General features: G+C 64.5%; 31 protein-coding genes. 13 read left to right on the top strand and 18 right to left on the bottom strand.

What is annotated here, in order from left to right:
• Positions 1-8 precede the first annotated feature (8 nt).
• The gene (locus ACIQUG_RS19505; protein ID WP_043617066.1) at positions 9-788 is read left to right on the top strand and encodes a helix-turn-helix domain-containing protein; all 780 of its coding nucleotides are present in this window, start codon (positions 9-11) and stop codon (positions 786-788) included.
• A 4-nt stretch (positions 789-792) separates the two neighbouring features.
• Here ACIQUG_RS19505 and ACIQUG_RS19500 read toward each other — a convergent pair whose 3' ends face one another.
• The 4 genes from ACIQUG_RS19500 to ACIQUG_RS19485 are packed head-to-tail and all read right to left on the bottom strand — an operon-like array spanning position 793 to position 3130.
• Positions 793-1002, bottom strand: a complete 210-nt coding sequence (locus ACIQUG_RS19500; RefSeq protein ID WP_043617063.1) for a hypothetical protein — start codon at positions 1000-1002, stop codon at positions 793-795.
• A 17-nt stretch (positions 1003-1019) separates the two neighbouring features.
• Complete coding sequence (locus tag ACIQUG_RS19495) at positions 1020-1388, bottom strand: transporter (protein WP_245281632.1); 369 nt, start codon at positions 1386-1388, stop codon at positions 1020-1022.
• A gap of 3 nt (positions 1389-1391) precedes the next feature.
• The gene (locus ACIQUG_RS19490; RefSeq protein ID WP_402323587.1) at positions 1392-2099 is read right to left on the bottom strand and encodes a class I SAM-dependent methyltransferase; all 708 of its coding nucleotides are present in this window, start codon (positions 2097-2099) and stop codon (positions 1392-1394) included.
• Entirely contained in the window at positions 2096-3130 is a 1035-nt protein-coding gene (locus ACIQUG_RS19485; protein WP_402323586.1) for a glycosyltransferase family 2 protein, read from the bottom strand. The genes ACIQUG_RS19490 and ACIQUG_RS19485 overlap by 4 nt, the downstream gene beginning before the upstream one ends.
• 137 nt (positions 3131-3267) lie before the next feature.
• On the opposite strand from ACIQUG_RS19485, the gene ACIQUG_RS19480 reads away from it, so the two are divergent.
• The 4 genes from ACIQUG_RS19480 (at position 3268) to ACIQUG_RS19465 (ending at position 8141) form a co-directional block, all read left to right on the top strand.
• Positions 3268-5088 (top strand): hypothetical protein, encoded by a 1821-nt coding sequence (locus ACIQUG_RS19480; protein ID WP_402323585.1) that lies wholly within the window; start codon positions 3268-3270, stop codon positions 5086-5088.
• Between the two features lie 73 nt (positions 5089-5161).
• Positions 5162-6766: an exodeoxyribonuclease VII large subunit gene (gene xseA, locus ACIQUG_RS19475; RefSeq protein WP_402323584.1), complete on the top strand. Its 1605-nt coding sequence runs from the start codon at positions 5162-5164 to the stop codon at positions 6764-6766.
• Between the two features lie 66 nt (positions 6767-6832).
• Positions 6833-7426, top strand: coding sequence for a chloramphenicol phosphotransferase CPT family protein (locus ACIQUG_RS19470; protein WP_402323583.1), 594 nt, complete (start codon positions 6833-6835; stop codon positions 7424-7426).
• A gap of 124 nt (positions 7427-7550) precedes the next feature.
• Complete coding sequence (locus tag ACIQUG_RS19465) at positions 7551-8141, top strand: NAD(P)H-dependent oxidoreductase (protein ID WP_402323582.1); 591 nt, start codon at positions 7551-7553, stop codon at positions 8139-8141.
• Between the two features lie 6 nt (positions 8142-8147).
• On the opposite strand, the gene ACIQUG_RS19460 is transcribed toward ACIQUG_RS19465, so the two are convergent.
• Positions 8148-8642, bottom strand: a complete 495-nt coding sequence (locus tag ACIQUG_RS19460; protein ID WP_402323581.1) for a MarR family winged helix-turn-helix transcriptional regulator — start codon at positions 8640-8642, stop codon at positions 8148-8150.
• Between the two features lie 89 nt (positions 8643-8731).
• On the opposite strand from ACIQUG_RS19460, the gene ACIQUG_RS19455 reads away from it, so the two are divergent.
• From ACIQUG_RS19455 to ACIQUG_RS19445, 3 genes are all read left to right on the top strand, one after another.
• Positions 8732-9610, top strand: a complete 879-nt coding sequence (locus ACIQUG_RS19455) for an EamA family transporter (protein WP_402323580.1) — start codon at positions 8732-8734, stop codon at positions 9608-9610.
• A gap of 72 nt (positions 9611-9682) precedes the next feature.
• On the top strand, positions 9683-10312 hold the full coding sequence (locus ACIQUG_RS19450) for an RNA polymerase sigma factor (RefSeq protein WP_402323579.1): 630 nt from the start codon (positions 9683-9685) through the stop codon (positions 10310-10312).
• 21 nt (positions 10313-10333) lie between these two features.
• Entirely contained in the window at positions 10334-10732 is a 399-nt protein-coding gene (locus ACIQUG_RS19445) for a VOC family protein (protein WP_402323578.1), read from the top strand.
• An 89-nt stretch (positions 10733-10821) separates the two neighbouring features.
• On the opposite strand, the gene ACIQUG_RS19440 is transcribed toward ACIQUG_RS19445, so the two are convergent.
• The 3 genes from ACIQUG_RS19440 to ACIQUG_RS19430 all read right to left on the bottom strand — a co-directional run bounded on the left by ACIQUG_RS19440 (position 10822) and on the right by ACIQUG_RS19430 (position 13807).
• The gene (locus ACIQUG_RS19440) at positions 10822-12075 is read right to left on the bottom strand and encodes an aminopeptidase (RefSeq protein ID WP_034804607.1); all 1254 of its coding nucleotides are present in this window, start codon (positions 12073-12075) and stop codon (positions 10822-10824) included.
• 88 nt (positions 12076-12163) lie between these two features.
• Positions 12164-13069: an MBL fold metallo-hydrolase gene (locus ACIQUG_RS19435; protein ID WP_402323577.1), complete on the bottom strand. Its 906-nt coding sequence runs from the start codon at positions 13067-13069 to the stop codon at positions 12164-12166.
• A gap of 66 nt (positions 13070-13135) precedes the next feature.
• Positions 13136-13807, bottom strand: coding sequence for a glutathione S-transferase family protein (locus tag ACIQUG_RS19430; RefSeq protein WP_402323576.1), 672 nt, complete (start codon positions 13805-13807; stop codon positions 13136-13138).
• Between the two features lie 84 nt (positions 13808-13891).
• Here ACIQUG_RS19430 and ACIQUG_RS19425 point away from each other — a divergent pair, with 84 nt between their 5' ends.
• A complete protein-coding gene (locus tag ACIQUG_RS19425) occupies positions 13892-14347 on the top strand; it encodes a MarR family winged helix-turn-helix transcriptional regulator (protein WP_402323575.1) in 456 nt (151 codons plus the stop codon).
• A 151-nt stretch (positions 14348-14498) separates the two neighbouring features.
• On the opposite strand, the gene ACIQUG_RS19420 is transcribed toward ACIQUG_RS19425, so the two are convergent.
• The 5 genes from ACIQUG_RS19420 to tatA form a co-directional block, all read right to left on the bottom strand.
• Positions 14499-15086: a dual specificity protein phosphatase family protein gene (locus ACIQUG_RS19420; protein ID WP_402323574.1), complete on the bottom strand. Its 588-nt coding sequence runs from the start codon at positions 15084-15086 to the stop codon at positions 14499-14501.
• Between the two features lie 109 nt (positions 15087-15195).
• Positions 15196-15669 (bottom strand): Cys-tRNA(Pro) deacylase, encoded by a 474-nt coding sequence (ybaK, locus tag ACIQUG_RS19415; protein WP_402323573.1) that lies wholly within the window; start codon positions 15667-15669, stop codon positions 15196-15198.
• A 21-nt stretch (positions 15670-15690) separates the two neighbouring features.
• Positions 15691-16044, bottom strand: coding sequence for an ArsC family reductase (locus ACIQUG_RS19410; protein WP_402323572.1), 354 nt, complete (start codon positions 16042-16044; stop codon positions 15691-15693).
• 113 nt (positions 16045-16157) lie between these two features.
• Complete coding sequence (locus ACIQUG_RS19405) at positions 16158-16790, bottom strand: YitT family protein (RefSeq protein ID WP_402323571.1); 633 nt, start codon at positions 16788-16790, stop codon at positions 16158-16160.
• Between the two features lie 8 nt (positions 16791-16798).
• The gene (tatA, locus tag ACIQUG_RS19400; RefSeq protein ID WP_402323570.1) at positions 16799-17968 is read right to left on the bottom strand and encodes a tyrosine aminotransferase; all 1170 of its coding nucleotides are present in this window, start codon (positions 17966-17968) and stop codon (positions 16799-16801) included.
• Between the two features lie 15 nt (positions 17969-17983).
• On the opposite strand from tatA, the gene ACIQUG_RS19395 reads away from it, so the two are divergent.
• Together ACIQUG_RS19395 and ACIQUG_RS19390 are read left to right on the top strand one after the other, a co-directional pair.
• The gene (locus ACIQUG_RS19395; RefSeq protein WP_402323569.1) at positions 17984-18184 is read left to right on the top strand and encodes a hypothetical protein; all 201 of its coding nucleotides are present in this window, start codon (positions 17984-17986) and stop codon (positions 18182-18184) included.
• A complete protein-coding gene (locus tag ACIQUG_RS19390) occupies positions 18177-18650 on the top strand; it encodes an Lrp/AsnC family transcriptional regulator (RefSeq protein WP_043625875.1) in 474 nt (157 codons plus the stop codon). Before ACIQUG_RS19395 ends, ACIQUG_RS19390 begins: the two co-directional genes overlap by 8 nt.
• A 26-nt stretch (positions 18651-18676) precedes the next feature.
• Here ACIQUG_RS19390 and ACIQUG_RS19385 read toward each other — a convergent pair whose 3' ends face one another.
• A complete protein-coding gene (locus ACIQUG_RS19385; protein ID WP_402323568.1) occupies positions 18677-19735 on the bottom strand; it encodes a succinylglutamate desuccinylase/aspartoacylase family protein in 1059 nt (352 codons plus the stop codon).
• Positions 19736-19904: 169 nt separating this feature from the next.
• On the opposite strand from ACIQUG_RS19385, the gene ACIQUG_RS19380 reads away from it, so the two are divergent.
• Positions 19905-20531 (top strand): glutathione S-transferase family protein, encoded by a 627-nt coding sequence (locus ACIQUG_RS19380; RefSeq protein ID WP_402323567.1) that lies wholly within the window; start codon positions 19905-19907, stop codon positions 20529-20531.
• Positions 20532-20724: 193 nt separating this feature from the next.
• On the top strand, positions 20725-21189 hold the full coding sequence (locus tag ACIQUG_RS19375; RefSeq protein WP_402323566.1) for a hypothetical protein: 465 nt from the start codon (positions 20725-20727) through the stop codon (positions 21187-21189).
• Between the two features lie 123 nt (positions 21190-21312).
• On the opposite strand, the gene ACIQUG_RS19370 is transcribed toward ACIQUG_RS19375, so the two are convergent.
• The 4 genes from ACIQUG_RS19370 to ACIQUG_RS19355 all read right to left on the bottom strand — a co-directional run bounded on the left by ACIQUG_RS19370 (position 21313) and on the right by ACIQUG_RS19355 (position 23343).
• On the bottom strand, positions 21313-21885 hold the full coding sequence (locus ACIQUG_RS19370) for a 2'-5' RNA ligase family protein (protein WP_402323565.1): 573 nt from the start codon (positions 21883-21885) through the stop codon (positions 21313-21315).
• 129 nt (positions 21886-22014) lie between these two features.
• Positions 22015-22428 (bottom strand): GFA family protein, encoded by a 414-nt coding sequence (locus ACIQUG_RS19365; protein ID WP_402323564.1) that lies wholly within the window; start codon positions 22426-22428, stop codon positions 22015-22017.
• 121 nt (positions 22429-22549) lie between these two features.
• Positions 22550-23017, bottom strand: a complete 468-nt coding sequence (locus tag ACIQUG_RS19360; RefSeq protein WP_402323563.1) for an SRPBCC domain-containing protein — start codon at positions 23015-23017, stop codon at positions 22550-22552.
• A complete protein-coding gene (locus ACIQUG_RS19355) occupies positions 23014-23343 on the bottom strand; it encodes an ArsR/SmtB family transcription factor (RefSeq protein WP_402323562.1) in 330 nt (109 codons plus the stop codon). Before ACIQUG_RS19355 ends, ACIQUG_RS19360 begins: the two co-directional genes overlap by 4 nt.
• Between the last annotated feature and the right edge of the window lie 115 nt (positions 23344-23458).

The raw sequence follows: 23458 nt of genomic DNA, 5'->3' as shown, positions 1-23458 counted from the left end.
CACGACCCATGCAGTTTGGCGAACATCTGAAGGAATGGCGCGGGCACCGCCGCATGAGCCAGCTTGATCTTGCGGTTGCCGCCGGTATCTCGGCGCGCCACCTGTCCTTTCTCGAAACCGGCCGCTCGAAGCCGTCGGAGGGTATGATCCTGCGGCTGGCCTCGGTGCTGGAAGTGCCGGCGCGAGACCAGGGCACGTTGTTTTCGGCGGCCGGCTATCGACCGCGCATGGCGACGCGGCCCGCCGCCGGGCTGGACGCCATGCCGCCAGTCGTTGCCAATGCCATCAGGCTGATCCTCGCGCGCCACGATCCCTATCCGGGGCTGGTGCTCGACCACGAATATACGCTGCTGGTCGTCAATCCGGCGCTGGCGAGCCTCGCGGTTGCCGCCGACATTCCGTTCCAGCCCGGAGAGAACTTCCTCGACACGTTTCTTGGCAACGACAATGTGCGCAAGCTGGTCGTGAACTGGGAGGCCGCTGCCGCCGATCTGGTGCAGCGGGTCAGGACCGAAGCCTGGTTGCAAGGTCCGCGCAGCCGTCTCGGCAAGCGGCTGGAAAAAGCCGCGTCCAATCCGGCCGTGGCGCGTGCGATCGAGAACCATCCGGACACCGACCGGCTGCCAGTGCTGCCGATCGAGCTCGACATCGGCGGCCTGCGCTTGAGCTTCATCACCACGCTTCAGACTTTCGGCTCGACCCAGGATGCGCTGGTCGAGGGCGTGCTGATCGAATCCTTCTTTCCGGCGGACGAGGAGACGAGGGCGTTCTTCGAACGCAAGGGATGACGGGCTACCGGTCGCGCTCGATGCCGATGGCGATTGCGCCGCAAATCATCAGCGCGACGCCCATGTTGTAGGCGCCGATCGCTGCCGCCGCCTGGATCCAGTCGCCGTTTGCGCCGGCCAGCGCCAGCAGCCCCGTGCCGGCAAACAGGCAGGCGCGTGCGGATTTGAGGCCGCATATAGCAATGCCGAGGACGAAGGATGCGGTGACGATCATGAGGCCCGCCTATCCCCTTAGGAGTTGATGATGATCATGCCGCTGATGATCAGCGCGGCGCCGAAGGCGTAGCGCAGCGTCACCGCCTCGCCGAGAAAGACGGCGGCGAGCAGCGGCACGATGCAGAAGGTGAGCGCCATGAAGGAATAGGCGATCGTCAAGGGCACCGACTTGATCGTGAAGATCCAGATGATCGTGCCGATGCCATAGACGGCGAGCGCGATCAGCAGGGTCGGGCTGAGGGCCAGGGCCAGAAGCCCCTGGGCACTGGCATTACCGGTCTTCGCGCTTGTCAGCTTGAAGAGGATCTGCCCGGCCGAGATCAGCACCGGGGTGAAAAACAGCCCGAACCAGACGGTGGGTGCGAGATTGAGGTTCATCGCCATGCTTCACTCCGCCGCGTCAGTTCTGTCTTCGCAATAGAAGATGTCGCGGCCGATATCGACGCATGCGTGCTCGGCTGGAACCGGATGCATCGCCCGCAGGAAGGAGTGGGTATAGGGGAAGAAATTGAAGTGCGGATTGAAGGTGTAGCGATATTCGCGCTCACGCGGCACGACGATGATCAGCCGTCGGCGGGTAATCCGGCGAAGCTCGGCGATTGCCTTGCGATAGTCGAGGATGTGCTCGATCACATGCGTGCAGACGACCGTGTCGAATTCGCCGTCAGCAAAGGGCAGGTCTTCGATCATCGCAGCGTGATATTCGATGCCTTCGATCCGCGCCGCATCGTCGATGGCGAAGTCGACGCCTGCGAGGCGTTTAAGATCGGGCTTGGTCTCCCGGATCCTCTTCAAGAGAACACCGGTGCCGCACCCAACGTCGCAGACGCTGTCGCCGACGACGCTTGCCGCGATCTTGCGCACGCAGGCTTCGGAATTGTCCGTTCCCTCGTGCACCCGGGGATGTTGCCGGTAGAGGTCCTCGTACTCGTTCGCTGACAGGAACGGCGCCCGTGCGCGAAAGTCGGCGAGATGCGCGATATGCTTGCCCCAGGCAAGGCTCGCCATGCCCTTGAACAGGCGCGAATCCCTGAGGATCGGCGGAATGACGTCTTCGATCAGGAAGCGTATGCGGTTGGTCGTTTCCCGGTTCATCCGCGGCGCTCCCGCACAATGCGCGGTGCCGACTGCAATCCGGCCTCTTGGATGTCGATGCTCTCGACCGGCATGGCCCGCGAAGGGGTCGCGATGTAGTGCAGCCGGAGTTGCTCGGTGCGAGCGCGCGAGACCGAATCGAGGATCAGGCCTGCCGTGAACGTGATGATCGACATCATCAGCATGGCCAACGCGAAGACCCAGGTGGGCATGCGCGGCACGAGCCCGGTCGCGAAATATTCGAGCAGGACGGGCATCATGAAGCCGATGCTCGTCGCAAAGAAGGCCATGGCGATCACGCCGAAGAATGTGAAGGGCCGCGTTTCCTTCATGAGCATCGCGAAGGTCCAGAGGATCTTGGCGCCGTCCTTGTAGGTCGACAGCTTGGAATGGGAACCTTCCGGGCGCCGGCCATAGTCCAGTTCCAGTTCCGCGACCGGCAACTTGAGACGCGAGGCATGGACCGACATCTCCGTCTCGATTTCGAAGCCGTTGGAAATGGCCGGGAAGCTCTTGGCAAAGCGCCGCGAGAGCACGCGGTAACCGGAGAAGATGTCGTTGAAATCCGTGCCGAAAATTTCCCGGTACAGGATGTTGAAGAGCCGGTTGCCGAAGGCGTGACCCTGCCTGCCGGCATCGTCATGAACGCCGCGCCGCGTGCCGACGACCATGTCGGCGCGCTCGGTGATCAGGGTGCGGATCAGGTCTTCCGCATCGGTCGGGCAATAGGTGCTGTCGCCGTCCGCCATGACGTAGATGTCGGCGTCGATATCGGCGAGCATGCGGCGCACCACGTGCCCCTTGCCCTGTCGGCGCTCACGCACGACGGTCGCGCCGGCGAGCATCGCCTTCAGCGCCGTGCCGTCGGTCGAGTTGTTGTCGTAGACGAAGATGCGTGCCGTCGGCAGTGCGGTCTGGAAACCCTGGACCACCTGTCCGATGGTCGATGCTTCGTTGTAGCAAGGCAGGAGAACGGCGATGTTGAAGCGGTCGAACATCAGGGTGGCTCGGTTGCTGTTGGATCGCGCCATCATAGGATCAGGGTGTTAACAAGGTGCCAAGGTGCGCCGCGCGGGGCGGTCCAAGCGGCATGCGCCGCTGCCGTCCGCTTTACGCTTTCTTGATCGCGGCGGCGTAAGCTCCGCGCGATCAAGAGGGGCGGAGACCTATGTCGGGCGGCACGGCAGCACTACCGGAAATGGCGGCGATGCCCAGGCAGCGGCGGTTCTCGTCGAACCTCCTATGGATGGTGCTCGCCTATGGCGTGCCCACAGTTCTTTTCCTCGTCATCCAGTTCATGCGGGCACCGGATTATCTCGGCCGCGACAATGACGATGCCATGCGCCTGGTTGAGGTGCGCGACCTCCTTGCCGGCCAGAGCTGGTTCGACCTGACGCAGCCCCGCCTGGGGCTCGAGGGTGGAACGCTGATGCACTGGTCGCGCCTGATCGACCTGCCGATCGCCGGGCTCATCTCCATGTTCCGGCCCTTTGTCGGCGTAGCGCAGGCGGAAGTTCTGGCGCTGGCGATCTGGCCGATGGCGCTCGCGGTCGCGCTGCTGGCGGCGATGGGGCTCGCCGGGCGCCGGGCCGGCGGCACGGCCGCGATGCATTTCTGCCTGGGGCTGACCGCGATCTTCATCGCCACGTCGAACCGCTTCCTCGGGGGCGCGATCGACCACCACAATGTGCAACTGGTGCTGGCTGCGGTCATGGTGGCCATGCTCGTCGATCACCGGTATCGTGCCCTGAACTATGCGCTTGCCGGAGTGGCGGCGGCCATCGCGATCGCCGTCGGTGCCGAAACCACGCCATTCGTGGCCGTCGTCTGTGCCATCGTTGCCTGCCAATGGCTCTGGGCCGGCCAACCGGCCGCCCGCGCGACCGTCGCATTCGGCCTGTCGCTGGCAACGGGCCTCAGCGTCATCTTCTTTTCGACCGTGCCGCCGCGCCTCTATTTCGTCGCGACCTGCGACAATCTCTCGATCGCCTTCTATTCACTGGCGCTGACGGGCGGCGTCCTCCTGGCGCTCGCGGCCGTCACGGTCAGCCACCGCGCGCCGGCGCTGCGCCTCGGCGCGCTCGCTCTCTGCGGTCTCGGCGTTGTCGCGGTCGCCCTGGCGGTGGCGCCGCAATGCCTCGGCAATCCGCTGGCCGGTCTCGATCCGCTGCTCGTCGAGCTCTGGCTCGACCAGGTCTCCGAAGCCCGTTCCGTCGCGCTCATTGCTGCGCAAGAGCCGACCAATATCGGCGCTTACTATTTCACCGGCGCCTTTGCTTCGGCGATCTGCCTCTGGCGCATCTGGCGTCGCGACCGGGTCGATCTCCATCTCGTGCTCCTGGCCCTGGTGTTTTCGAGCCTGGCGATCGCGCTTGTCCAGGTCCGCGGCATGGCATTCTCCAACCTGCTCGCCATCGTGCCGATGGCGCTCCTGCTGGCCGATCTGCGCACGCGGTCGAGCGGCGGAACGGCCGGGGCCCGCGCCTCCCTTCTCTATGTCGGCGCGCTGCTCGTTTCCGTTCCGGCGACATGGGCCATTGCCGGAACGCTTGCGGAAAAGGGGATCAACGGGTTTGCTGCGGCAGAAAGAGTGGTCACCAACGGCGAGGCGTGCCTGAGCGACGTCGCGCTTGCCGATATTGAGCGGCTTGCGCCGTCGCTGGTCGTCGGACCGTCGGATATCGGCGCGACACTGCTTCGCCGCACCGAACACCGCGTGCTCAGCGCTCCCTATCATCGCAATGCCGCCGGCATGCTCCGCGAGCTGAAGATCGGCCTGGCCGAGCCTGAAGCCGCAGCCGTCCTGTTGCACCAGCTCGGCCAGCCCGTGCTCGCCTTCTGCGCCGTCGATGTGCAAACGCAGATCATAGCTGCCCGCGCTCCCGATGGTCTCTATGCCGACCTCGCCGCCGGGCGCGTGCCGGCGTTTCTGACGCCCCTGCCGGTGTCGGAAGGCTCGCCCATCCGGCTCTACACGCTGTCGCCTTGAGCGCCACGCCCCTGGCGCGTGGAAAGCGTGAGGGATGTGCTGGCCTTCGGCGAAGGGTGCGGTAAAAGAGGCAATGGCCTCTTTCTTCGACAACGATTCTCCGAGCAACCTCACCGAATATTCGGTGTCCGAGCTTTCGGGCTCGATCAAGCGAACGGTCGAACAGGCCTTCGACCAGGTGCGCGTGCGCGGCGAGATCTCCGGCTATCGCGGCCCGCACTCCTCCGGCCACGCCTATTTCGCGCTCAAGGACGACCGCGCGCGCATCGACGCGGTGATCTGGAAGGGCACCTTCTCGCGGCTGCGCTTCCGTCCGGAAGAGGGCATGGAGGTGATCGCGACCGGCAAGGTCACGACCTTCCCCGGCTCGTCGAAGTATCAGATCGTCATCGAGACGATGGAGCCGGCCGGAGCCGGCGCGCTGATGGCGCTGCTCGAAGAGCGCAAGCGCAAGCTCGCCGCCGAAGGGCTGTTCGACGCCAATCGCAAGCGGCCGTTGCCCTATATGCCCAAGGTGATCGGCGTCGTGACGTCGCCGACCGGTGCCGTCATCCGCGACATCCTGCACCGCATTGCCGATCGCTTTCCCGTCCATGTCGTCGTCTGGCCGGTTCGGGTGCAGGGCGATGGCTCCGGTGACGAGGTGGCAGCGGCGATCCGCGGCTTCAACGCGGTCGAGCCCGGCGGGCCGATTGCGCGGCCGGATGTGCTGATCGTTGCGCGTGGTGGCGGTAGCCTCGAAGACCTCTGGGGTTTCAACGACGAGGCGGTCGTGCGCGCAGCCGCCGCCTCCGAGATCCCATTGATTTCCGCCGTCGGCCACGAGACCGACTGGACGCTGATCGACTATGCCGCCGACCAGCGCGCGCCGACGCCGACGGGTGCTGCCGAAATGGCAGTTCCGGTCAGGGCCGATCTCGAAGCCGGGCTTTCCGGCCTGTCGGCCCGCCTCAAGTCGGCCGTCGGCCGCCAGATGGACAATCGCCGCCAGTCGGTGCGGGCGCTCGCACGGGCGCTGCCGTCGCTCGACCAGTTGCTGGCGTTGCCGCGCCGGCGCTTCGACGAAGCCGCCCTCGGGCTCGGGCGTGGCCTCACGATGAACACGGCCAACAAGCGGCGCCAGTTCGAGCGCGCCTCGGCCGAACTGCGTGCCGATCTTCTCAAGGGCAAGCTTTCCGAGCGCCGCCAACGCCTGGTCGACGCCATGAACAAGGCCGACCGCATCGTCGAGCGGCAGGTGCATCGCGGCGAGGCGCGGGTTTCGGCGGCGGACGCTGCATTGCGCGCCTTGCCTTCTCGCCTCATCGGCCAGATCCATCGCGCATCCGATCGCGTCGCCGGCCTTGCGGCCCGGTCCGATGCGGCCGTGCGCGCCGACGTGCGCCGCCTGCGCAGCGTCATCGTCGCCCAGGACCGCGTCCTGCAGTCGCTTTCCTATCGCAACGTCCTGCAGCGCGGCTTTGCGCTGGTGCGTGACGCCGAAGGCGGGCCGGTGCGCCAGGCTGCGTCCGTCTCGGTTGGCATGGCGATCAGCCTGGAGTTCGCCGACGGTCGCGTGTCGGCCATTGCCGGCGAAGGCGAAGGCGAGCCGGCTTCCCCGCCGACGGCGCCGCGCAAGAAGCAGACGAAGCTCGCAGAGCCGGCGGGGGACCCGCCGAAACAGGGCAACCTGTTCTAGCGCGTCATCCCGCTGTCATGGCGACGGCGTAACGCCAGCCTTCCCAAGAGAGCGACGGAGCCCGGCATGGTCGAGCGAGCCAAGATTATCTTCATCCACGGGGCCTCCAGCAGCGGAAAATCGACGCTGGCGCGGGCGGTCCAGGCGCAGATCGGCGAGCCGTTCTGGCACGTCTCGATCGACCATCTTCGCGATTCGGGAACGGTGCCGATGGAACGGTTCCGCCGCGGCGATTTTCGCTGGAAGGAATACCGGGCGCGCTTCTTCGACGGGTTCCACCGCTCGCTGGTCGCCTATGCGTCAGCCGGCAACAATCTCCTGCTGGAGCACATTCTCGAGGAGCCCGGCTGGGCGTCTGAGCTCGCGGTGATGTTGCAGCCGTTCGACGTGTTCTTTGTCGCGCTTCACTGTGAACTAGACGAACTGGTCCGGCGCGAACGGCTTCGCGCCGACCGGCCGATTGGCAGCGCCGCGGATGATTTTCACCGCATTCACTTCGGACAACGTTACGATCTGGAGCTCGGTCCGGGGCAGGCCGCCGAGGACGCCGCCGCGCAGTTGATATCCGCCTGGTCGGTGCGCCGCGCGCCCTCCGCCTTCGATGCACTGGCACTGGAGGCGCAGGCAGGATCTGGAAGATCCCAGGTCCAAGAACAGTGAGCCGGCTATCCTTCTTCAGCGCCGCTCGTCGCTCGTGAAAAACGGCATTGTATTCGGTTGATTTTTCAGCTCATTTTCCCGGCTACGGATCTTGATTCCAGATCGATATGTTAGGAAACGCCGGATGCGCATCCTGCTCGTGCTTGCTCACCCGCTCGAAGACAGTTTTGCCGCAAGCGTGGCGCGTCAGGCGCGCGCCGCCTTGGAGGCGAACGGTCATTCGGTCGACTTGCTCGACCTCTATCGCGAGGATTTCGATCCCCGCCTCACCGTTGCCGAGCGCGGCAGCTACTTCAGCGACGCCTATGATCGCTCAAGCGCGGCAGATTGGATCGCGCGGCTGCAGGCGGCCGAAGGGTTGGTGCTCGTCTTTCCGCAATGGTGGTTCAATTTTCCGGCGATCCTGAAAGGCTTCTTCGATCGCGTCTTTGCCCCGGGCGTCGCCTTCGACAACGACCCGGCCGGCGGCCGCATCATCCCGCGGCTCCACAACATCAAGGTCTTCTGGGCGCTGACGACGACCGGCTCTCCCTGGTGGGTGGTGCATCTCTACATGGGCAATCCGGTGAAGCGGCTTTTGAAGCGCGGCATCGCCGCCTTCTGCGCCAAGGGGTTGAACTTCCGCATGCTGGCGCTGCACGACATGGACCGGGCGACCGACGCCAAGCGCAAGGCGCGTCTGGAGCGCGTCCGCCGGCTTGCCTCCAGTCTATGATCGCGACTACTCGAACGTCGCGAGATATTTGCGCAGCAGTGCGTTGAGCACCACGCGTTCCTCGGGTGAGAGCGCGGAAACCACGCGATGCTGGTTGGCCACATGCGCGGTCGCGGCTTCGTCGACACGGCGCAAGCCTTCTTCCGTCAAGGCGATGATCACGCCCCGCCTGTCGTCAGGGTTGGCGATCCGTTCGACAAGCCCCGCCTTTTCCAACTGATCGATACGGTTCGTCATGGTGCCGGAACTGACCATGGTCGTATCCAGAAGCTCTCCGGGCGAAAGCCGATAGGGCGGCCCGGAGCGACGAAGCGTCGCAAGCACGTCGAAGCTCGACGCATTCAACCCGCGTTCGGAGAACGACTTCTCGATTTCGCGGGCGACATGTGTCGAGACCCGTGAGAGCCTCCCAAGCAGACCCATGGCCGAAACGTCAAGGTCCGGCCGTTCCCGGTGCCATTGGGCCAAAATCCTGTCGACGCGATCCATCAATACCTCCATGCATTTATCTCAGCATAGAGTATCTTGACTTAGAGATAAACCGCGTTATCCTCAATTTATCTTGATATAGAGATTCTTGAGGTAAAGATATGAGCTCTAACCGCACCGTGGACCTTGCCTTGACCGCGCTGGCCCCAGCGATCTGGGGCAGCACCTATCTCGTCACCACGCAGTTCCTGCCGTCCGGCTATCCGCTGACGGTCGCCATGCTGCGGGCGCTTCCGGCCGGGCTGCTTCTGCTCCTCATCGTCCGGCGGTTGCCGGAAGGCATCTGGTGGCCGCGCACCTTCGTACTCGGCGCACTCAACTTTTCCTTCTTCTGGGCGATGCTCTTCGTTTCGGCTTACAGGCTGCCGGGCGGCGTCGCCGCCACGGTCGGTGCCGTACAGCCGCTGATCGTCATCCTCCTGTCGCGCGTCTTCCTGGGCTCGCCGATCCGTCTGCTCAGCGTCGTCGCCGGCCTTGCGGGCATCGCCGGCGTTGCCCTGCTGGTGCTCACGCCCGGCGCCGCGCTCGATCCGCTCGGGGTGCTCGCCGGTCTCGCCGGTGCGGTCTCCATGGCCTTCGGCACCGTGCTCAGCCGCCACTGGGCGCCGCCGGTGCCGCCGCTCACCTTCACCGCCTGGCAATTGGCGGCCGGTGGCCTCATGCTCGTGCCGGTGGCGCTGTTCTTCGAACCATCGCTGCCGCCGCTGACGACGGCCAACGTCCTCGGTCTTGCCTATCTCGGCCTGATCGGCGCCGCCTTCACCTATCTGCTCTGGTTCCGTGGCCTCTCGCGCCTCGAGCCCTCTGCCGTGTCGCCCCTCGGTTTCCTAAGCCCCGTCGTCGCCATCCTGCTCGGCTGGGGCGTGCTCGGCGAGCAACTGACGCCGGTCCAGGCGCTCGGCATCCTCGTCGTCTTCGTCAGCGTCTGGCTCAGCCAGCGCGCGCAGCTCGCACCGAAGGTGCGACCGGCCCGCGCTTGAGTGTGGGCTTGCAACCACAGGGCATGCGCTTCACATTGCCGGGATCTCAACTCGCAAGAAGCGCATGCCGCAATGACCGAGCACCTGACGCCGGCGCACTATTTTGATCTCCTCCGTTTCGCCAGGCGCCAGACCCGCCGCGCAGCAGAAGCGGAGGATTTGCTGCATGAGGCGCTGATCGTGGCGCTCAAGGCAGGGCGTTTTCCGACCGGCGGCGATCGCGCCTGGTTCTACGGCGTTCTCCGCAAGCTCGCAGCGATGCAGGCGCGCACCGCCGCCCGGCGCTTTCGCCGGGAGCAGCAGCTTGATATCCCAGAAGCGGAAGACGCCAGTTCCGCCGATCCACTCGCCTTCGCCGCCACGCTTTCCCCCAGTCTCAGGATCGTGATGCTGCTGGCGATCGCCGGTCACAATCGCCTCGAAATCCGTCACCTCCTTGGCGTTTCCGATGAAGCGCTGCGCCAGCGCATCCTGATGCTGCGCCGGGCCTGGCGTGATGCCGGCCATGTCGAGAGCAGTCTGGAGCTGACCGGACTGCGCTATCCGCTCGAAAGCGGCCGCATCCGCCAGGCGTTGCTGCCGATCACGCGGAGCGGACGCGCCGCCTTTGCCAGCCACGATCCGGATGGACATCTCTTCGCGGTCAATTTTTTGCTGCGCGCGTCTCACGAAACGGCAACCGGCGGCAACAAGCCGGCGTAACAAGCAAAAAGGAAGTAACCAATGCTGTCGAAACCACGTATCGGGGCCATCTGCTACTTCGTCTCGGAACTTGCCCGGACGGAAGCCTTCTACCGTGATGTTCTGGGTCTCAACGTCCAGCGCATGGAGGACGACGAAGCCGGCGCCTGGCTGATGGCCAAGATAGAAGACGAGGTCGAGTTGATCTTCTTCGTCGCGGAAAGCAAGCCGGGCAACACGCCGATCGTCGTGTTCGATCTCGCCGAGGGCGGTATCGACGATGTTGTGGGTGGCCTTGCCGAAAAGGGAACCACCATCGTCACGCCGGTAAGCCATGCGCCCGGCGGCTGGTCGGCAGAATTCGCCGATCCCGATGGTCACGTCCTGTCGCTCTACCAGTCGGCGGAGATGCCGCGTCTGAAGCGGGCTGCCAACGCTTGAAGGGGCCGTTTCCCAATAGAAAGGGCCGCCGCATGTGCTGCGGCGGCCACAAGCCTTTCAGGTCGGACGAGCCCGGGGAGGGGCCGTGATCAGGCCCATTCACCCTTTCGCATGACCGGCACGCGGCTGCCGTCGGCGCGCACGCCGTCGATGTCGACCTGGCCCGAGCCGATCATCCAGTCGATGTGAATGAGGCTGGAATTGCCGCCCTGGGCGCGGATCTGTTCCGGTGTCAGCTTGGTGTCGTCGACGAAGCAGCCGGAGTAGCACTGGCCGAGTGCGATGTGGCAGGACGCGTTTTCGTCGAACAGCGTGTTGTAGAACAGAATGCCGCTCGCCGAGATCGGCGAGGAATGCGGCACCAGCGCCACTTCGCCGAGCCGGCGCGCGCCTTCGTCGGTATCGAGCACCTTGTTCAGCACTTCCTCGCCCCGCGAGGCCTTGGCCTCGACGATCCGACCGCCCTCGAAGCGCACCTGGATGTTGTCGATCAGCGTACCCTGGTGCGACAACGGCTTGGTCGAGGACACATGGCCCTCGACGCGCAGCGCGTGCGGGGTCGTGAACACTTCCTCGGTCGGGATGTTCGGGTTGCAGGTGACGCCGTTCTTGGCTTCCGACGCGCCGCCGCACCACAGATGGCCGTCGGCCAATCCGACGGTCAGGTCGGTGCCGGGGCCGGTGAAGTGCAGTGCTGCAAAGCGTTCGCCGTTCAGCCAGGCCGAGCGCCGGGCGAGGTTCGCGTTGTGCTCCTTCCAGGCGGCGACCGGGTCGGCGACATCGACGCGCGAGGCAGCGAAGATGGCGTTGGCGAGCTTCTCGACGGCAACCTCTTCCGGATCATTAGGGAAGACGAGCTTCGCCCAAGACGGGTTCGGGTAGGAGACGATGTTCCAGTTGATGTCGAAATTCGAGATCTTTTCGAGCGCCGGCTTGTAGGCGATCGAGTTCGCCTTGTTGGCGCGCGCCACCTTGGCCGGATCCTGCGCCGACAGCATCATCGGGTTGTCGCCGGAGATTGCAAGCCGCGCCGCCCCACCGGCAAAAGCCTCGGCCATGCCCTTGAACAGCCAGTCGCTCGCCCGGTCGAAGCTCTCGTCCGGTGCATAGGCATAACGCGAAAGCGTCGTGTCCTCGTCCGAATAGAGCGTCGTCACGAGGCCGGCACCGGCCTTGTAGGCGTGCTTGGTGATCAAGCGAACGAGCGGCATCGCCGCGACCGGCGCGGTCATGACAAGGTCCTGGCCGCGCTGAAGCTGCAGGCCGACCTGGATCGCGACTTCCGCGAGCTTGTCGAGTTTCACCGGGTCGATCGGATCGGGCGTATTGGCGGGAAAGGTCATGATCTACCTGTCTTTCTGAAATCGGAAGAAGAAGACTTAGAGCGCTTTGCGGCGAAAATGAAGGCTGAGTGCCGGAGGTTTGGTGCAATCAGCGCGCGTCGATGGCCGCACGCACCCTCTCGACATTGCTCCTGTGCACGGCCTCGTACGGCGCGAAATAAAGGATCGCGCCGGAGGCGATGTCCTCGGCCGCGAATTCCTTGAGCGTGCCTGTGACAGCACCGGTCGCGATCGCCTGCGTCAGCCGCTCGATGTAGCCGCGATTGGCGTCGATCAGTTCCGGCCCGTAGCCGCCGCTGGCGATGCGTTCGCGGTCGCCGTGGGCCGGGAGAATCCGAGCAATCGGCCATTGCCGCAGGCGCATGAGTTCGGCGATGTGCATCGCCGTCTGATCGGCCTCGCTGATGAAGGTCGTCGTATCCTCGAGCGTATCGCCGGCCAGCAGCAACCTCTCCTCGGGCAGCCAGATCACGTTGCCGTCGGCGCTATGGATGGCGAAGTGATGCAGTTCCACCGGCCGCGTCCCGACGGTCAGGAGAAGCGTCTCGTCGAACAGGCGGCTCGGCATGACGAGCGGCTGGATCGGTGGCGTCGCCGTTTCGATCTTCTCGCGGTTTTCTTCAAGCTTCTGTGCCGTCAGCCTGAGTGCGATGATCTCGCAATCGGCAAAGACCGCATTTCCGGCCACGTGGTCCTTGTGCCAATGGCTGAGCACGACGCGGATCGTGGTGACGCCAAGGCTTTCGACGTGGTTGCGGATCGCTCGGGCGTGATCGAGCGAGATGTGGGTGTCGTAGACCAGCGCCTCGCGGCCGTCGACGATGGCGTAGGAGGCGACGCCGAGTTCGTAGGCGCCGTCATCGAGCCAGTTCGCCGCCTCTGAATGAAGCCGCACCCCGGCAACGCGCCCGTCATAATAGGCATAGACGCCGGGGTAGGGCTCAAGGATCGTCAGGGTCGAGGTCATGTCCGTCACAAGGCGCTCCTCCAGCATGGCTTACGCCCTGTCATAGAGCAGGCGCGCGCCAAACTGAAGGACGGCATGATCTCGCGCTTCTCGTTATGCCTGCCGGGCGCGCAGCAGATAGGCGTCGTGCTCCCTGAGGAACGTCATCAGCCGCTCACCGTAGTCCGGCGTCACGGCTGCCTTGACGCTTGGCCGGTCGGCGAGCGCTTTGCGCCAGGCGTTGACACGATCGAGCCCGTCGAAAATGCCATGGTCGGCGAGCGTGTCGAAGAGATCGAAGTAACGGAAGACCGGCGCGAAGACCGCATCGACGAGCGAGAATTGTATGCCGGCAAAGTAGGGGCCGTCGCCAAGCGCCGCTTCCATGGTCGCAAACTTGCCGGCGACCGCCTGGCGTTTCTGCTCGTAGGTTTCCTGATCCCGGGCCGTCTCGAAACCCCAGAGATCAGAAAGGATCGACGAGCCGAATTCCATCCAGCCGCGATGCCGGGCGCGCTCCAGCGCGTCTTCCGGGTGAAGCTTTGGGTCGGCTTGGCTTTCCTCGACATATTCGGCGATGACGGAGCTTTCGAACAGCACCGCTTCGCCGCCCGGCTGCGGCACCTGCAGCAGCGGCACCTTGCCAAGCGGCGAGATCTTCAGGAACCAATCGGGCTTGGCCTTGAGGTCGATATAGGTCCGCTCGAAGCGAACGCCTTTTTCTTCGAGCGCGATCGAGGCGCGCTGCACATAGGGGCAGAGATGGTGGCTGACGAGGGTAAGCATGGCGATCTCCCGGTTGAAGAAAAGTAGATGCAAATGCATGTATGTGGACTTGCTTCGACTTTCAAGATGGATGTAATTGCATTTATGAGCAAAGAAACGAAAACCGACAAAAAGGGCCCTGGCGCAGACACAACCGCGGCCTGGATCGGGCTGATGCGCGCGCGGGAATGCGTGCTCGCTCGGATCGAGGCCGATTTCAAGGCTGCCAGCCTGCCGCCGCTCGGCTGGTACGACGTGTTGTGGGAATTGGTTCAGGCGGAAGACGGCCGGCTGAGGCCCTTCGAAATCGAGGCGCGGACCCTCCTTGCGCAGTACAATCTTTCGCGCCTGATCGATCGTCTGGTGAAGGAAGGCCTTGTCCGCCGCGAAACCTTCGACGCCGACGGTCGCGGCCAATGGGTTGTCATCACCGAGGCCGGCCGGGCGATGCGCGCCCGCATGTGGCAGACCTACGGCCCGTCGATCGAGGCCCATGTCGGTGCCCGGCTGACAGAAGCGGAAGCGCGGCAACTGGCGGCGCTGCTGGCAAAGCTAAGGTAGCGGCTTCTCGTTTTGGACAGTCTCATCGCAGGCGTTGAATTGCGACGTTCCCGCGAATTGCTCCTCTCTCAAGTTAGCCAGAGTATGAGGGGCGTGCCGGCCGGATGAGGGCGCCGCTGCGGCGAACGTCAATCCAGGACGTCGTCGTCGCCTAGCTGCTCAACCCGAACGACTTCTCAAGGGCTTCCCAGGTCTCGTCCATGGCGAAGGTGCCGGAGAGATAGGGAATGGCCAGGTGCCCATAGAGCGGCGAAAGCTGCCACTCGGCCGTTTCCTCGTCGACCCCTGCGATCTGCTGCAGGTAGATCGTCGAGACCAGCCCGGTGCGGTCGGCGCCGGCCTTGCAGTGGATCAGAAGCGGCTTCGGTGCGTCCCGAAGGATCGCCATCAGCACGTCGGTTTCCTTGCGGTCGATCTCGGCCGAAGCGGACATGGGGAAGTTGACGAGCCGGATACCGTTGCGCTCTGCGGCGGCAACCTCTTCGCGATACCAGCGCTCGTCCGGCTTCTCGCCGCGCAGGTTGAGAATGGTGCGGATGCCGTAGGCCTTGGAATAGGCGGCGATTGCCTCCGGCGTCGGCTGCGCCGAACGGTAGACCTCACCGGCCACGAGCGTATGGAAATTACCGGTCCACTGAAGACCGACGAGGTAGATGACCATGGCCCCGACCAGCGCTGCCATGCCGACGGCGAGGCGCTTTAAAAGACGCTTCGCGCTGGGAAATCTTGCAAATGCCATGAGAGAGACCCGACGCCGTTCGAAAGCGGGCATGCATGCGAAAGTTGCATTTTCCGTCCCCGCATCAGCGGCACGTATAAGGCATCTGTGATATTTTGATGGCAGCGCCTCAGGCGATGAGCGGTGCGGCGATCGCCTTTAGCGCGGACTGGGCGTCGCGCGGTGCGAGCCGCACCTGCAGGCCGCGCTGCCCGCCATTGATGTAGACCTGCGCTTCGGCAAGTGCTGCCTCCTCGATCGCCGTCGGCACCAGCTTCTTCTGGCCGAACGGGCTGATGCCGCCGACATGGTAGCCGGTCAGCCGCTCGGCGTCCGCCGGTTTCATCATTGCGGCCGACTTACCGCCGAAGGCGGCGGCGAGCTTCTTCATGCTGACCTCGCGGTCGGAGGGCACGACGCAGCAGACCGGCTTGCCGTCGACCTCGGCCATCAGCGTCTTCAGCACCCGGCACGGATCCTCGCCGAGCGCCTCGGCCGCCTGCAGGCCGACGCGCTCCGCATTGGGGTCGTAGTCATAGGCATGCACGCTGAAGGCGACGCCGGCCTTCGAAAGCGTCTGCGTGGCGCGCGTGATCTTCGACATCGTCGTCGCTCCAAATGGGGATCAGGCTTTGGCGAGCACCGCCTCGTAGAGGTCCGGCTTGAAGCCGATCAGGAGATTGCCGTCGGCTTCGAGCACCGGGCGCTTGATCATCGAGGGCTGAGCGAGCATCAGCGCGATTGCCTTCTGCGCGTCGAGGTCCTGTCTGTCGGCCTCGTCGAGCTTGCGGAAGGTCGTGCCGGCGCGGTTCAGCACCGTTTCCCACCCGGCTTCCTTGCACCAGCGCTCGAGATGCGGGCGGTCGATGCCCTCGGCCTTGTAGTCGTGGAAGCGATAGGCGATGCCCCGGCCGTCGAGCCAGGTGCGCGCCTTCTTCATCGTGTCGCAGTTCTTGATGCCGTAAATCGTAACCGTCATGCCCATGCTCCAGCCGCAGCGAGCAATTCCCGAACGCCGGGAATCGCGCAATTTCAAAGCGTGGCAGGAGTGATAGCCGCCCGATGCGCGGGAGGGAAGACCGAGACCGAGCGTCAGGTGACGCCGGCATAGCGCCCCGGCTTGTGGTTGATCGCCAGCGTCATGTTGACGACCGCCGCGCCGATCACCGAAAGCACCAGGTTCGATGGCGGCAGCACGAAGAAGGCGGCCGCCAGAATGGCGAGATCGACTGCCAGCTGGAAATAGCCGGCACGGATGCCGAACCTCTCCTGGAGATAGATCGCGACGATGTTGATGCCGCCAAGCCCGGTGCGATGGCGAAAGAGGATCAACAGGCCCATGCCCATCAACCCGCCGCCGACAATCGCCGCATAGATCGGGTCGAGCCGGGCGATCTCCACCCAGCCGGCGGTCAGCCGGGAGAACAGCGAAACGAGGCTGACGGCGATGAAGGTGCGCAGCGCAAACATCCAGCCGAGGCGTTTGACCGCCAGGACGTAAAACGGCAGGTTGACGAGCGAAAAGACCATCCAGAACTCGGCGCCGGTCGCATATTGCAGAAGCAGCGCCAGACCCGACGTGCTGCCCGTGAGCAGCATCGCCTTGCTGTAGATGATGATGCCGAGCGACATGATCAGCGTACCCGTCAGGATCGCCAGCGCATCCTCGTAGAGGCGATGGCGTTCGGTCGGGGTTTCTGTCGCGTCGATGCTGTGCTCGGCCATCATGGTCCTCAGAGGTTCTTGAAGTTGGCGATGACGCCGTCGACTTCCGCCGTCTTCAGGCCGGCAATGTTGATACGGCCGGAACCGGGCATGTAGATGCCATGCTCGTTCCGAAGCCGCATGACGTCGGCCTCGGCGAGCGGAAGCAGCGAGAACATGCCTTCCTGGCTGGCGACGGCGCCGAGCGCCTGCCAACGATCGCGCAGGCCTTCGGCGAGCGCGCGGCGGATGTTGGTGATACGCAGACGCATGGTTTCGAGCTCTTCTTGCCAGTCGCGCTTGAGCTCGGCGTCGGAAAGGATCATCCGCACGATGGCAGCACCGTGATCCGGCGGCATCGAGTAGCTGGTGCGGGCAAGGCCGGCGAGGTTGGATCGGACCGTATCGGCCGACGAAGACGAGCTCGTCACCGCGAAGATCGCGCCGGCGCGCTCGCGATAAAGCCCGAAGGACTTGGAGCAGGAAACGGCAACCAGCGCTTCCGGCACGACGCCGATCAGGTGGCGGAGCCCGGCGACATCCTCGTCGAGGCCGCGGCCGAAGCCCTGATAGGCGAGGTCGACGAGCGGCAGCAGACCGCGCTCGGCGACGACGGCGGCAAGCTCCATCCACTGCGCCTCAGTGATGACGCCGCCGGTCGGGTTGTGGCAGCTCGCATGCAACAGCACGGCGTCGCCGGCTGCAGCACCCTGGAGTGCCGTCATCATGTTGTCGAAGAGCACGGTCTGCGTCGGCACGTCGAAGAACGGATAGCCGGCGGGCTCAAGGCCTGCGGTCTTGAAGATGCTGGCATGGTTCGGCCAGCTCGGCAGGCCGATCCAGATGCGCTTGCCGCCCATCTGGTGGATGAGGTCGGCCGCAAGCCGGAGCGCGCCGGAGCCGCCCGGCGTCTGCACCCCGGCGATATGGCTGCGATCGATCGTGTCGCCACCGACCAGCGTCCAGAGATGGTCGAGGAAGACGAGGTCGCCTTCGGGGCCGACATAGGACTTGCTGTCCTGCGTTTCGAGCAGGCGCTTCTCCGCCGCCTTGACGGCGCGGAAGATCGGCGTGTGGCCGGTTTCGTCGCGGTAGACGCCGACGCCGAGATCGACCTTTCCGGGGCGCTCGTCCTTGCGGTAAAGCCCGATCAGGGCCAGCAACGGATCATCGGGTTGGCGGGTCAGAGCGTCGAACATGCCGGAAATTCCCCCTTGAATGGCAGCGATGCGATATCGGTCGAGAAAGCCTGCCGGCCGCCGTTCCTCCGGCTGCCCTGCGGCTTTCTTCTTAAGTCAGCGCAAGCGCAAAATCGATGCGATATTTGCCACGGCGACAATATCGACAGCGTGCTATTTGCGCAAAACTCTGCAATTGATTTGCTGATTTGCGCGCTAGGGGCCGAGGATGGTTGAAAAGGTAGCGATGGAATTGGATCAGATCGACCGGCGGATCATCCGCCTGCTGGTGGAGGATGCATCGCTCAGCAACAATGCGCTTGCGGCGCGGGTCGGCCTTTCGCCGGCGCCGCTGTCGCGCCGCCTTGCCCGGCTCTATGCGGCCGGCGTCATCCGCCAGACGGTGGTCGTCGATCCAAAGGCAGCGGGCATCGGCTTCCAGGCCTTTGTCGAGGTGACGCTTGAGCGCACCGCAAGCAAGGTCGGCCAGCGCTTCATCGAGCTGGTGTCGCGCATGCCGGAGGTGGTGGAATGCCACACGGTCGCCGGCGATTTCGACTTTCTTCTGAAGATCGCGGTGCGCGACGTCGCCGATTACAAGCGCCTGCTCTGGAGCGAATTCGAGCAGATCGCCGAGATCAAGACCTTGCGCTCGACCATCCTGCTCGACAGCCCAAAGATGACGGCCGCCACGGGGGCGTGACGGCCGCTTGAACATTCAATGGCGTCCTAGGCTTCGAGCGACCCGGGTTTGCGCACGGCGCTCGACGGCGCAGCGCATGCGATCTTCATCAGGTCCGAGCGTCGGCGTGCAAGCCGCGTCGAGACGCGGGTGACGATCAGCCCGTCCTGCGGCGCGCGCACTTCGAGGGCACCATCCGCCAGGCCGGGGCGCGTAAGGATCGTTGCGAGCAGGTCGCCGGCCTTCACGCTCTCGCCGATATCCCGGTGGAACAGGATGGCGCCGGCCTCAGGGGCCCGGATCATTTCGATGTTGTCGAGCGGCGCGACGATGCCGGCGAAGGGGGCGATCGTTTCTTCGTCACCGGTCACGACGCCGCGGGCGACGAGGAAGCGGAAGACGCCTTCGGCATCCTTGCGGGCAAGTTCCGGATAGACGTCGCGCGTGCCGCGAAGCTCGACCGTCACCGAGAGGCGTCCCGGCAGGCGCGTCTTCTTCTGTCCGGTTTCATATTTCCAGGCATAGGCGACAGCCTCCTCGAAGGCGGAGCTTTCGCCGTCCGAAAGGAACACCGCTTCCATGTCGAGCGCCGAGGCGAGGTCGCCGGCTTCCGGCCAGAAGGCGTCGTCGATATAGGCGTATTGTAGCGCCTCGTCGTCGCAATGAAGATCGAGCATCAGGTCGGCGCCGAGCGCCATATGCAGCAACTGCCGTTTCAGCCGGTCCGTTGCGGAGTAACGGTCGAGATCGTCGATCAGCCGGTCACGGTCGCCGAGCGCAATCAACGGGGAATCACGGTTGAAATTGGTGCGTGACCCCAGGTCGAAGCGGCCCTGCAACTCGCCGAAATGCGACTGCGCGGCTCCGATCGGGTTTGCCTGCGGTACGACGGTGATGTCGCCGAGGATGGCGCCGTCTTTCTCCGCCTGTTGCAGCCGCTGCAGCAGGAAATGCGCAAGGGCAGTGCCCGGCAGCTCGTTGGCGTGCAACGCCGCCTGGATGTAGGTCTTGGGTGCGGCGGCTGTCCTGCCCTTGAAACGGAAGACCGGCAGGCGCCATTCGATGCCGGGCGTATCGCCGGCGATGATGATTTCGGAAACGTCCATGGGCTCCTCCCGTATCGTATGCTGGTGGCGCTTATCGGCATTCCGGCGGCGCTCCGCAAGTCGCTAAAACAGGGGTGCGATTTCGGGTTGCGCCGATGGCGCTTTGCCTTTGACATGGAGGGCCGGCCTATTGTTCCTTGAACCGTCACCACAGGCAGGAAACCGCAAGATGATCCTCATCGGCCAGTACGACTCCCCCTTCGTGCGACGCGTGGGCATCGCGCTCAGCCTCTACGACATTCCGTTCGAACACCGTCCGTGGTCGTCCTTCGGCAACGCCGACGAGCTTCGCGCCTACAATCCGTTGACGCGCGTGCCGACGCTGGTGCTGGACGATGGGACGGTGCTTGCCGACAGCCATATCATCCTCGATTATCTCGACAGTCTCGTTTCCGAGGACCGGGTCCTGTTCCCGCGGACGGAACCGGCGCGCCATCGGGCGCTGAGGATCGCCACGCTTGCGACCGGTCTCGGCGACAAGGCCGTCAGCCTCTTCTACGAGAAGCGGCTGCACGGAGCGGTCTCGGCGCTCTGGGTCGACCGCTGCCGTCGCCAGATCGAAGAGACGCTTCAAGTTCTCGAAACGAGCCGCGCGGAAGGCACGGGCGCCTATTGGTTCGGCGAGCGCATCGGCCATGCGGATATTGCCGTTGCGGCCGTGTTGCGCTTCCTCAAGGAGGTGCATCCCGATCTGGTCGCGGTGGGGCGCTATCCGTGCCTGCAGGCGCACGCAGACATGCTTGAAGCGCTTCCGGTGTTCCAGGCGATCAGCCAGCCCTTCATCCCGCCGGCATAACGAGCAGGGTTTCTCGTCGGAGCAGGGTTTCTCGTCGGAGCCGGGCCGCCACATCACCAAGGCGTGATTGCCCGGCTACCTTCGGCCCGGTGCAATTTCCATCATCCGGTCACAAAGGCGGCAGATTCTCGTGGCGAGGCTGGCGTTCAGGAGCCTCTTGGGCGTTTGGTGCCTCTGGCAAAGGGGAATTTCCATGAAAATCACCCGCATTGCAGCCCTCACCGTTCTCTCGCTTTCTCCCTTCTTGTTTTCATCCGGTGCACACGCTCTGAGCATGAGCGAGTGCAGCGCGAAGTATAAGTCGGCGCAGGCTGCCGGCTCGCTCAATGGCATGAAGTGGAACGATTTCCGAAAAGCCCAGTGTGGCACGGAAGCTGCCGCCAAGCCGACCGCCATGACCAATGAAGAGCCCACGGCAAGCAACACGGAAAGTGCTTCGGAACCGGCCGCGACGACGGCCAAGGCGCCGAAGGGCGTGGTCTTCCCGAGCAAGGTCGATGCGAAATACTCTACGGAAACCGCCGGCAAGGCGCGCATGCACACATGCCTTGACCAGTACAACGCCGACAAGGCGAACAATTCATTGAACGGCCTCACCTGGATCAAGAAGGGTGGCGGCTACTACAGCATCTGCAACACGCAATTGAAGCATTCCTGATCTCAGGCCGTCCCGGCAGTCGGCATTTCGAGCCGCTGCCGCGCGATGCTGTCTCGCGGTGACCTGCCTTTGGCTGCGGCAACCCGTAAGCTGCCAAAGGCAGGTCATGGCACCGCGGGCGCTTTAGCGCGCCGGCAGCAGCGGCCAGCGGGCGAGGATCTTCGCGGAGCCCGTCCCCTTGCGCGCATGGATTAGAACGAGTTCGCGCGCCACCCAGGAGACCGGTTCTGAAACGCGGATCTCCGGCGCGACCCGATCGTTCCGGTAGAGCGTCATGTGAGGGATTGCCGCGAGCGGGCGTTTGAGCGCCCCGATCTGCCGGACCAGCGCGCTGAAACCCGGTGCGGCGTCGCGCGTCGTCAGGGCGCGTGGGCGGTCGCGGCCATTGCCGTTGCTGACCAGCCTGTCGAGCCGGATCTCGACCGGCGGCACGTCGATGCGCGCACCCTGCCGCAGCGCATCCGCGACCGCGAAGTCGGGCAGGCGGCGGCCCTGCCAGCGCTTGTCGACGGAGACGTGCAGGCGATCGGGCCGGTAGACGAAGCCGTCCGCCGCCTGGTCGGCGAAATCCCTTTCGGCGATCGCCAGCGCCTGCGTGGCGGCGGGCTCGTCCGGAAGCAGCGCGAAGTAGAGGATCTCGGTTGCCGGAGCCGGCTGGGGACCACCGAGATCGAATGTGAATTGGTTCGACGACACGGCATCCTCCACCGCCCGGGGCGCGCGCCACGACATGTGGCCTCAAAGGCAGATGGGGATGCCGGCCGACAATGCCAAGGACATCCGGTGGACAAGGGAACACTTCGCCTGGTTGAGGTTCTTGCTTCGCTACTCCGTCGGCATCCGGCTAAATTTCTGCAGGTCCGGATCGAGACGGTCCCAGGCAAGGCCGCGCACGGCATAGGTCACCGCCTGCGGTCTGTATCGGCTGGGGTCGTCGAGGCTTGCCGCGCGAACGCTGAAGAATTCCGGCATGGCCGAGAAGGTCATGTAGACCGGCGAGCCGCAGGTGGGGCAGAAGCCGCGCGTCTTCACATGGCCGCTGTCGGCGACCATGTCCCAATGCGAGGCCTGGCCTTCGAGCTTCACGCCCTCGCGGCGGAACGTCATATGCGATCCGTGTCCGGTCCCGCTTTCCTGCTGGCAATCACGGCACTGGCAGTCGTTGGAAAAGACCGGTTCACTCGAGATCTCGTAGCGGATGGCGCCGCAGGCGCATCCGCCGATATAGGACTTGCTCATGCATTCCTCCTGTTGCGGGCACGGCAAAGCCGGCGCGCGGCCGCACAGGCGGGCGCCGATCGAACTCTTTGCCTATCGAGGTGGGTGCGGTGCCGGATCGCCGTGGCGATCCGGCCGGGCTTCAATGCTGTTCGTCGGTAACGGTGCCGAGGCGCGTCAGGACCTTCGGCCAGCCATTGCTCATGTTGGCATAGGCGCTGTCGTTCTTCGGCGTGACGAAGCCGGAATGAACGAGCCGGAGGCGGGTGCCGTTGTCGACCTTCGTCAGCGTCCAGGTGACGACCGTATCGAGGCGCGAGCCGTAGCCGCTATTGCCCTCATCGCCGCCTTTCCAGGAATAGACGAAACGCTCATGGGGGCGTACCTCCAGCACCTGGCAACGGATGGTGCCATCCCACGCGCCGGCCGGCGTCGTCTGGAAAGTGAAATGGGTGCCTTCCACCGGTTGGAAGCCCGTCGGCGGCATGATCCAGCGGCCCATCAATTCGCCGTTGGTCAGCGTCCTCCAGATCATCTCAGGCGTATGCGGAAAGACCTCGTCGACGACGATATCCTGGGTCTCGAGTTTCAAGGCTGCTGCGTCGGTCATGGATCGATCTCCTTGAGAAGGGTGCGCAGATTGGCGAAGCGGTCGCGCCAGAAGGTGCCGTAGTGGCTCATCCAGTCGACGAGCGGCGCCAGGCCCTCGGGCTCGGCGCGGTAGTAGACGTTGCGGCCCTCCGGACGCTCGGCGACGAGGCCCGCCTGCTTCAGCGATTTGAGGTGCTGCGATATCGCGCCCTGCGTCACGCCGCTGCCGCGCGTCAGCTCGACGACGGTGATTTCCTCGGCATTGGCGATGCGCTCGAAAACGGCGCGCCGGGTCGGATCGGCGAGGGCGCGCATGACGGCGGTGACGGTGGCGGTTTCGATCATTATGAATAAACGAATAGCCGATGCTAATTGATTAGTCAATGCTATTGATTTTGACGCCAGTGCAGAAAGAAAAGGCACGCTCGAGGCGTGCCTTCTGTCGCTTTGATCCCCGGAG

The organism is Ensifer sp. NPDC090286 (genome assembly GCF_044769565.1).
Lineage (GTDB): Bacteria > Pseudomonadota > Alphaproteobacteria > Rhizobiales > Rhizobiaceae > Ensifer.
Note: the sequence above shows the minus strand (reverse complement) of the source record. Positions and strands in the feature narration are given on the sequence as shown.